Source organism: Photorhabdus cinerea, from assembly GCF_011189575.1.
Lineage (GTDB): Bacteria > Pseudomonadota > Gammaproteobacteria > Enterobacterales > Enterobacteriaceae > Photorhabdus > Photorhabdus cinerea.
Genome location: NZ_PUJW01000092.1, coordinates 1 through 1,470, shown reverse-complemented (window position 1 = coordinate 1,470; position 1,470 = coordinate 1). Strand labels below are relative to the sequence as shown.

The 1,470-nt window shown below is 33.6% G+C and carries 2 protein-coding genes and 2 pseudogenes; 1 reads left to right on the top strand and 3 read right to left on the bottom strand.

What is annotated here, in order from left to right; translation table 11 throughout:
• Positions 1-166 (top strand): annotated as a pseudogene (locus tag C5469_RS23920) (type VI secretion system tube protein Hcp); the annotation flags it as partial.
• Positions 167-186: 20 nt separating this feature from the next.
• Here the strand turns inward: C5469_RS23920 and C5469_RS22650 are convergent.
• The 3 genes and pseudogenes from C5469_RS22650 to C5469_RS23915 form a co-directional block, all read right to left on the bottom strand.
• The gene (locus C5469_RS22650; protein WP_242689572.1) at positions 187-531 is read right to left on the bottom strand and encodes a DUF1240 domain-containing protein; all 345 of its coding nucleotides are present in this window, start codon (positions 529-531) and stop codon (positions 187-189) included.
• Positions 532-577: 46 nt separating this feature from the next.
• Positions 578-1,273, bottom strand: a complete 696-nt coding sequence (locus C5469_RS22645) for a hypothetical protein (protein WP_242689571.1) — start codon at positions 1,271-1,273, stop codon at positions 578-580.
• Positions 1,254-1,470, bottom strand: a pseudogene (locus C5469_RS23915) (hypothetical protein); the annotation flags it as partial. The gene C5469_RS22645 and the pseudogene C5469_RS23915, both read right to left, overlap by 20 nt.

Sequence of the window (1,470 nt, the reverse complement as noted above, 5' to 3'; positions counted from 1 at the left end):
CACTGAAGCCACTATCACAGATGTTTCTTGTATATACCCGCATTCTATAAATGATTTTGATGCCATGCCATATGAAAGAGTTACACTCAACTATAAATCTATCTCATGGAATCATATAACAGCCGGCACATCTGCTTACAGCATATGGGAAGATAGGAATTATTAATAAACATAAATAGAATATGTTTAGTAACAAAGTGAAATGTCCTTAACATACTTATTCGGAGCCATCCATGATGATTTGCTACAGATTAAATATCCCTCAGACCTTAATTCATCATCAACATATAAAGATACAAATAGAGTAAGGATAAAACCGGCTATTGACACACATGAAATATAATCGCCTATCTTGCCATTAAGATTCTTTGTCCTATTTAACGCGATCATTAATAATGCATAAGCAAGATTAATAAGCAAAGGACTAAACCAAATAAAACCCGCACTCTTCCATGAGAATGTAATGACGCTATCACGTCTAAAGAAACCTATATAATCACTCAATGAAAAAAATATAAATAACAAGGACATAAAAATAAGCAACGACATGCCTAAATATAGTTTTGTTTTGCTTGTATTATCCACGACTAAATCTACCCCACATATTAAAAAGTTGATCCGGATGGTATGGTGTCGGATTTACCTTTCTATTACTATTCTTTAGATTTTTAATTATAGTTTCACTAACTTTAAAGTGATCATCTAACCAATACAAAGCAAAAGAAACTCCAACCCCAAGAAGAAAAACTCCAAGGGTTACGGCCATAAGACTCCACCCTACAGCTAAGAGTGGGGCAACTATGAGCGTATTAGCCGTCGAAGCAACACCTATTGAAATAGCTAATTTTGCACCATCGATTGTTAAGTTAACAAACAAATCAACCAATCCATATTCATCTTTAAATATTAACTCAACTAGTCTATATGCAGCTGAGAATACTATACCGAATCTAGCACCTTGGGAAATTCCAGCTTCAATACCTAGTGTACCTACCCCAAAAGACACGATACGGGGATTATTAGCAAGATATCTTGTGGCGTTTAAATAATTTCTTACACCCGGGTAACCTGACAACTTTATATATCTTTTTCCATCCTTACCAAAATACTCTGTTGCTTCCACACCGAAGCTTCTTAAATCATTTACTACTCTTGCCACTCCAAAGGAGTCGTAGATATTACCAGCAAAAGATGAAACTGGATCAGTATATGAATAGATGGTTTTGATATTATTCTTCCATGAGTTATAGAAATTATGATCTAGTGTTTTCATATATTCTATAGTATTCTATAGCTTCATCTTCTGTCAATAAAGCGATAACTTCCTGATTTAGTTTAAATTGATTTTCCAATTCCAATAGCATACGGTTATATTTTTGATCTTCTATTTGTTTCTTAAAGTTAAGATGGTCCTCATATCTGTAATCATCTTCAACAAATGTTTTTAACCGTGGATCATATTTCATCTTG